At 69.1% G+C, this 7260-nt stretch carries 5 protein-coding genes and 4 pseudogenes; 8 read left to right on the top strand and 1 reads right to left on the bottom strand.

Annotated elements, in window-relative coordinates:
• A pseudogene (locus tag SSP24_RS38240) lies at positions 1 to 378 on the bottom strand (formyltransferase family protein); the annotation flags it as partial.
• Between the two features lie 342 nt (positions 379 to 720).
• Here SSP24_RS38240 and SSP24_RS45415 point away from each other — a divergent pair.
• The 8 genes and pseudogenes from SSP24_RS45415 to SSP24_RS44580 form a co-directional block, all read left to right on the top strand.
• Positions 721 to 1080: pseudogene (locus SSP24_RS45415) on the top strand (MFS transporter); the annotation flags it as partial.
• A 157-nt stretch (positions 1081 to 1237) separates the two neighbouring features.
• The gene (locus SSP24_RS45410; RefSeq protein WP_141315174.1) at positions 1238 to 1585 is read left to right on the top strand and encodes an MFS transporter; all 348 of its coding nucleotides are present in this window, start codon (positions 1238 to 1240) and stop codon (positions 1583 to 1585) included.
• A 369-nt stretch (positions 1586 to 1954) separates the two neighbouring features.
• Positions 1955 to 3040 carry an S-(hydroxymethyl)mycothiol dehydrogenase gene (locus SSP24_RS38220; RefSeq protein ID WP_141315172.1) on the top strand — a complete coding sequence of 362 codons (1086 nt, stop codon included), beginning with the start codon at positions 1955 to 1957 and terminating at the stop codon, positions 3038 to 3040.
• Positions 3037 to 3441, top strand: a complete 405-nt coding sequence (locus tag SSP24_RS38215) for a hypothetical protein (RefSeq protein ID WP_141315170.1) — start codon at positions 3037 to 3039, stop codon at positions 3439 to 3441. The genes SSP24_RS38220 and SSP24_RS38215 overlap by 4 nt, the downstream gene beginning before the upstream one ends.
• A pseudogene (locus tag SSP24_RS38210) lies at positions 3414 to 3881 on the top strand (hypothetical protein); the annotation flags it as partial. The gene SSP24_RS38215 and the pseudogene SSP24_RS38210, both read left to right, overlap by 28 nt.
• Positions 3882 to 4009: 128 nt before the next feature.
• Positions 4010 to 5158: an N-methyl-L-tryptophan oxidase gene (gene solA, locus SSP24_RS38205; protein WP_141315167.1), complete on the top strand. Its 1149-nt coding sequence runs from the start codon at positions 4010 to 4012 to the stop codon at positions 5156 to 5158.
• A gap of 19 nt (positions 5159 to 5177) precedes the next feature.
• Positions 5178 to 6311 (top strand): aromatic ring-hydroxylating oxygenase subunit alpha, encoded by a 1134-nt coding sequence (locus SSP24_RS38200; protein WP_141315165.1) that lies wholly within the window; start codon positions 5178 to 5180, stop codon positions 6309 to 6311.
• 365 nt (positions 6312 to 6676) lie between these two features.
• Positions 6677 to 7120, top strand: a pseudogene (locus tag SSP24_RS44580) (SpoIIE family protein phosphatase); the annotation flags it as partial.
• Positions 7121 to 7260 lie beyond the last annotated feature (140 nt).

Raw genomic sequence — 7260 nt, 5'->3', positions numbered from 1 at the left:
CTTGCAGGACCGCGGATGCACAGGTCGTCGGAGAGGATCTGCATGTAGCGGGCCAGCACCACCAGGTCGACGTCCAGCTCGCGCACCATCTCCAGCAGCCGCGCCTCGGCCTCGGCCTTGGTGTCCTTCGTCACCGGGATGTGGTGGAAGGGGATGCCGTAGCTCTGCGCCAGCGGCTCGAAGTCGCGATGGTTGGCGACGATCGCCGGAATCTCGATGTTGAGCGCGCCCGTGGACTTGCGGAACAGCAGGTCGTGCAGCTGCCAGGTGATGCCGTACGCCTGGCCGACCGGACCGAAGCCGGTGCGCAGGTCCTCCAGGGAGATGCCGGGGTCCGAGACGTCGAAGTGCACCCGCATGAAGAAGCGGTCCTGTCACTGCGTGGACGAGGCCGGCCTGGTCGGGGCAGGAAAGGGTGAGGACGAACCAATGGAGCGTGGTGTGTGGCTCTCCGGCGGCCCGGTGAGCCCCGCTCGCGAACTCTGGCTCGGGCAGATGGGCCGGAGCACCTGGTCGCCGTGGACTTGTGTACGCCGAGTACGGCGGCCGTGTCCGTGACGCCCGCCTCTTCGTGGCGGCCGAGGAATTCGAGATCCGCCGGCTGCGGGTCTGCATGGGTCCGCCGAGCGGACTGGCCGTAGGCGGGGCCAGCTCCTTCTGGTCCTCCAGTTCGGCGGAGGACAGTGAACCGGCGTTCAAGCTGATCGTCACTGTTTGTTTATGCAGAACAAGCATCGCAATGCGCAACATGATGTGGAGGGGGTGAGGCATCGTCAAGGGTGCCGAGGCGCCGGTGCGGTGACGGCGCGGGGCGATGTCCGTGGAAGTCGTAAAAGTCTGTTCTTCGGTCCCGTCACCGACAAACTCGGCCGCGAGGCGATGTACACCATCGACCTGGCGGTGCTAGTCGGCGGCTCGGTGCTGTCGGTGTTCGCCACCGAGACCTGGCAGTTCGTCGTGCTGCGCTTCGTGCTCGGCATGGCCATCGGCGCCGACTATCCGATCGCGACGTCGCTGCTGGCCGAGTGGGTGCCGAACAAACACCGGGGCCGACTGCTCGGCATCCTGATCCTGCTGATGCGCATCGGTACACCGGAGTCGCCGTTGTGGCTGGTGAACAAGGGCCGTACCGCCGAGGCCCAGAAAGCGATCCAGAAAGCCCTCGACCGGACCGTCCCGGTCGAGGAGCTGCTCGCGGCATCGGCGGCCGAGCAGTCGGTGGAGAAGAGCAGGTTCCGTGCCTGTTCCAGGGCACGTATCTGCGGCGCACGCTGTTCTGCGGGCTCTTCTACATGTGGGCTGTGTCCCCGCGCTGCGGCTGGTGGACCGGGTGGGGCGCCGCCCCGTCATCGTGTGGTCGTTCGCCCTGATGGTGGTGCCGCTCGCGGTGCTCGGTGGCGGCGACGCACTCCCCATCGCGGTGGTCATCGTGTGCTTCTGTGGCTACGCCCTCTTGTCGGGCGGTCCCACGGTGCTGGAGTGGACGTATCCCAATGAGTTGTTCCCCACCAGTATCCGGGCCACCGCGGGCGGGCGACATCGATCAGCCGTATCGGCGCCGCCGCCGGCACGTATCTGCTGCTGATCTCCCTGGATCGGCCGGGCATCGGTACGACCATGTACCGGGCTCCGCGCCGCCCGTGACCGTGGGCGAGGGTCGTCGCGACAGCCTGCGCGAAAGCGGCCTCGGGCGCTCCTGACCAGGTAGATCACCGAACCGGGCGACATGCAGCCGGTCGTCTGCATGTCTGCAACTTCGCTCGGCCAACACCTTGACAGTGAGTGTCCGCAGGGAGACAGTTTGGTCAGTCGTTGCTTATGGCGAACGAGATTGCGTAATTCGCAACCGTGCTGGCTCGGCCTCCCGGGTCTCACCCGGGCCGGGGTGCCAGAAACATCAGGCCGAAGATCCCGAAGATCGCATTCGGCCGTCCCCTCGACGAGGAGATCGACCGTGACACACGAGGTACGCGCCGTCGTCGCCCGCCAGAAGGGCGCACCGGTCTCGGTGGAGACCATCCTGGTGCCGAACCCCGGCCCCGGTGAGGCGCTGGTGCGGATGCAGGCCTGCGGTGTCTGCCACACCGACCTGCACTACCGGGAGGGCGGGATCAACGACGAGTTCCCCTTCCTGCTCGGCCACGAGGCGGCCGGTGTCGTCGAGTCGGTCGGCGAGGGCGTCACCGAGGTCGCGCCCGGGGACTTCGTCGTCCTCAACTGGCGTGCCGTCTGCGGCACTTGCCGGGCCTGCAGCAAGGGCAAGCCGTGGTACTGCTTCGCCACCCACAACGCCGGCCGGCCGATGACCCTGGCCGACGGCACCCCGCTGTCCCCGGCCCTCGGTATCGGCGCCTTCGCCGAGAAGACCCTGGTCGCCGCCGGCCAGTGCACCAAGGTCGACCCGGCCGCCTCGCCGGCCGCGGCCGGCCTGCTCGGCTGCGGGGTGATGGCCGGGTTCGGCGCCGCGGTCAACACCGGCGGCGTGGGCCGCGGCGACTCGATCGCGGTGATCGGCTGCGGCGGCGTGGGCATGGCCGCGATCGCGGGCGCCAAGGTGGCCGGTGCGAGCCGGATCATCGCCGTGGACGTCGACGAGCGGAAGCTGAAGTGGGCCGAGCAGTTCGGCGCCACCGACACCGTCGACTCCTCCCGGACCGACGCCGTCGAGGCGATCCGCACCCTCACCGGCGGCTTCGGCGCCGACGTCGTCGTGGACGCGGTCGGGCGCCCCGAGACCTTCAAGCAGGCCTTCTACGCCCGCGACCTGGCCGGCACCGCCGTCCTGGTCGGCGTCCCCACCCCGGAGCTGGCCCTCGACCTGCCCCTGCTGGACGTCTTCGGCCGTGGCGGGGCACTGAAGTCCTCCTGGTACGGCGACTGCCTGCCCGCCCGGGATTTCCCCGCCCTGATCGACCTCTACCTCCAGGGCCGCTTCGACCTGGGCGACTTCATCACCGAGACGATCAGCCTGGACGACGTGGAGGCCGCGTTCGCCAAGATGCACCACGGCGAGGTCCTGCGCTCGGTGGTGGTCCTGTGACCGCGCTGTACGTGCCCGAGCTGGGCGCCCTGTTCTCCGGCGACACCCTCTTCCAGGGCGGCCCCGGAGCCACCGGCCACGGCCCCGCCCACCAGTACGCCCGCACCACCGAACTTCCGCTGCTCGCCGGCCGCAACGACGAGCACACCGAGGCTTCCCTGCCGATCCTGCGCAACCAGGACGCCGGCCTGTACTACCGCGAACTCGTCGACCGGACCGGCATCGGCTCCTACGCCCACCGCCCCATGCCCGTCAGCCTGGACCGGGTGGCGCACCCCAGCGAACACGGCCAGCACCCGCACCCCGGGGACGCGCAGCGCCGAGGCGTACTCCACGCGCGCGTGCCCGCCGGCGGTGACGGTCGGCTGCGTGCTCCTTCACCTCCGACGGCATGCCGCTGATGGGCGAGTCGCGAGAAGTCCAGGGGTTCTGGCTCGCGGAGGCCGTCTGGGTCACCCACTCGGCCGGCGTGGCCAAGGCCGTGGCCGAGTGGCTGGTCGACGGCCGGCCCGGCACCGACGTCCACGAGTGCGACGTCAACCGCTCCGAGGAAGTCCAGCCGGCACCCTCGTACATGAACGAGCGCAGCTCCCAGAGGCTGACCACCAACCAGCTCGACAAGCCGGTCGGGTCGGTCACCGACACCGACTTCTCGCACAAGGGCTTCGGTTACTTCAAGGCCAAGCAGGCCTACCTCGGCGACGTCCCGGTCACCGCGATGCGGCTGAGCTGCGTCGGCGAGCTGGTCTGGGAGATCTACACCACCGCCGACCTCGGCGTCCGGCTGTGGGACACCCTGTGGGAGGCCGGGCAGGAGCTGGGGATCATCGCCGCCGGTCGTCCAGGACGAGCAGTCCGTGGTCATGGGGCCGCTCTTCGACCCCGAGATGTCGCGCATCCGCCGCTGAACGGGCCCCGAGTACCGGCAGCACCACACCCTCATCGGCAAGATTCCCAGGAGATGGACACATGGCCACTTCGTACGACGTGATCGTCGTCGGCCTGGGCGGGATGGGCAGCGCGGCCGCCTATCACCTCGCCGCCCGCGGTCAGCGAGTGCTCGGCATCGAGCGCTTCGGCCCCGCCCACAACCTCGGCTCCAGCCACGGCGGTTCACGCATCTACCGGCAGGCCTATTTCGAGGACCCGGCCTACGTACCACTGCTCCTGCATGCCCGCGAACTGTGGGAGAAGCTCGCCGCCGACTCCGGCCGCGAGGTCTTCACCGAGACCGGCGGTCTCATGATCGGCCGCGAGGACAGCGAGGCCTTCGCCGGCACCCTGCGCAGCGCCCACGAGTGGGGCCTGGACCACGAGGTCCTTGGCGCCGCTGACATCCGGCGCCGTTTCCCGACCTTCAACCCGGCGTCCGAGGACGTCGCCTTCTACGAGCGCAAGGCCGGCATCGCCCGCCCCGAGGCGACCGTCACGGCCCACCTGGACCTGGCCCGGGCCCACGGCGCCGACCTGCACTTCGCGGAAATGGTCCTCGGCTGGGAGGCCGACGGCCGGGGCGGCAAGGCCTGGGTGGTCACCGACCGCGGCGCCCACACCGCCGACCGGCTGGTCATCGCCCCCGGGGCCTGGGCGCCGAAGCTGCTGTCCGACCTCGGTGTGCGGGTGACGGTGGAGCGTCAGGTCATGTACTGGTTCCAGCCCGAGGGCGGCACCGGCCCGTTCACCGCCGACCGGCACCCCGTCTACATCTGGGAGGACCCTGACGGCACCCAGATCTACGGCTTCCCCGCGCTGGACGGACCCGACGGCGGCGCCAAGGTCGCCTTCTTCCGCAAGGGCGTCCCCAGTGACCCCGACCACCTCGACCGCCGGATCCACCCGGACGAGATCGCGGCCATGGCCGACTACCTGCGCCCGCGCATCCCCACCCTGCCCGGCCGCTTCCTCAAGGCCGCGGCCTGTATGTACTCCAACACGCCGGACGAGCACTTCGTCCTCGCCCGGCATCCAGAGCATCCGCAGGTGATCGTGGCCTGCGGCTTTTCCGGCCACGGGTTCAAGTTCGTGCCTGTCATCGGCGAGATCCTCGCCGACCTGGCCACCGTTGGCGCCACCGACCACCCCATTGCCCTGTTCGATCCCCGCCGAGTGCGCGTCTGACATTTCCGAAGGTGACGAGATGACCATGACGAATCTGCCGCCCAGCCTGATTCCCACGCTGTCCGGCGAGTACTACACCGACCCCGAGGTCTTCGCCCAGGAGCAGGAGCGGGTCCTCGAGGCCATGTGGTTCTGTGTGGCCCGCGCCGCCGAGCTGGACAAGCCCGGCGCGTTCCGCACCTACCAGGTGGGCCGCGAGAGCGTGCTGATCTCCCGCTCGCGGGACGGTTCGATCAAGGGCTTCCTCAACATCTGCCGGCACCGCGGCGCCAAGCTGTGCACCGAGGAGTCCGGCGAGGTGAAGCGCGCCTTCCAGTGTCCGTACCACGCCTGGACTTACGGCCTGGACGGCAAGCTGGTCGCCGCTCCCAACCTGACGTCGATGCCGGACATCGACCGGACCGAGTACGGCCTGATCAACGTCCATGTGCGGGAGTGGCTCGGGTATGTGTGGGTGTGCCTCGCCGACGAGCCGCCCTCCTTCGAGGCGGACGTGCAGGGCGCGGTCGTCGAGCGGCTCGGCGACCTGGAGTCGATCGAGCGCTACGGCATCGACGACCTGAAGGTGGGCCGCCGTATCACCTACGACGTGAAGGCCAACTGGAAGCTCATCATCGAGAACTTCATGGAGTGCTACCACTGCGCCACGATCCACCCCGAACTCACGGAGGTGCTTCCGGAGTTCGCGGACGGTTACGCCGCCCAGTACTACGTGGGCCACGGCGCCGAGTTCGGTGAGGACGTGCAGGGGTTCACGGTGGACGGCTCCGAGGGACTGGATCGCATCCCGGGAGTCGCCGACGAACAGGACCGCCGCTACTACGCGATCACTGTCCGGCCACAGGTCTTCATCAACCTCGTCCCCGACCACGTGATCTTCCACCGGATGTACCCGATGGCACCCGACCGCACGGTTGTCGAATGCGACTGGCTGTACCTGCCGCACGTCGTGGAGAGCGGCGGGGACGTGGGCCGTTCGGTGGAGCTGTTCCACCGGGTCAACCAGCAGGACTTCGACGCCTGTGAGCGCACCCAGCCGGCGATGAGCTCGAAGGCGTACGCCAAGGGCGGCGTGCTGGTGCCCAGCGAGCATCACATCGGCGAGTTCCACACCTGGCTGCAGAACAAGCTGGACGTACGGCCCTCGCACTGATCCCGCCCCAGTACCGCCCGCCCACCTGCTGTTGCGGCCCCTCCGGCAGGTGGGCGGGCCATGTGGGCTGTCAAGTGGCGATCCGGCAGGGCAGGGGGCGACGGAACATTGTCGGCGAATACCCCGGTACGCCTGCCATCTGTGCTGAGCGTGCACAGCGTCGCGGGCCAGGTCTTCATCCTCCAGGTGGCCGTCGTCCTGCTGCTCGTGATCGCCGCCGTGACGGCCCTCGTGCTGCAGGCCCGGAACGCGCCGGTCATGTGCACCAGAAGACCTACGACGCTTCGGCGTCGGCCGTGCCGTGGTTCCGCCGTCGGCGGGCCGGCGCTGGTCACGGGCGGAACCGCGCTGGTGAGCCGACGACTCTCGCACGCATCGACGAGAGCGAGACCACCGACGGGGAGAGCGAAGCCGTCACCGGGGCCACCTGCCTGTTCGCGATCTACGACCCGGTCTCACCACCGCTCGGCCTGGGTGCCGGACTGCCGATCGAGACGGCCGAGCTCCGACTGTCCGAAGGCTCCCGGCTCGCCCTGTACACCGACGGGCTCGTCGAAGACCGGGACCGGGACATCGACGTCGGCCTCGAACTCCTCAGGGGCGCCCTGGCGCACCCCCGGCCGGACCCCCGAAGAGGACTGTCGGGCGGTGCTCGACACGTACCCTCCGATCCCGCTGCCCTCGGCCCCCTCCGCGCCGCCTGCGCCCGCCGGCTACGGGACAGCCTGATCTGCGAGGTCTCCGACGGCAGCAGCACGTCTCCGCATCTGCGCCGCGCGGCCACCACCGACGAGGGCGGCCGAGGGCTGTCCGAGTCGGTTGTGGATGGCGCAACATCGAGCATCATCAGAAATTGATATGCGATGCCTCCCTTGACAACGCCCGCACTGCGCGGAAAGCATGTTGCGTATAGCGAATATCGTTGTGTTATGTGAGACATCTCCCCGTC

This window comes from Streptomyces spinoverrucosus (assembly GCF_006539505.1).
GTDB lineage: Bacteria > Actinomycetota > Actinomycetes > Streptomycetales > Streptomycetaceae > Streptomyces > Streptomyces spinoverrucosus.
Note: the sequence above shows the minus strand (reverse complement) of the source record. Positions and strands in the feature narration are given on the sequence as shown.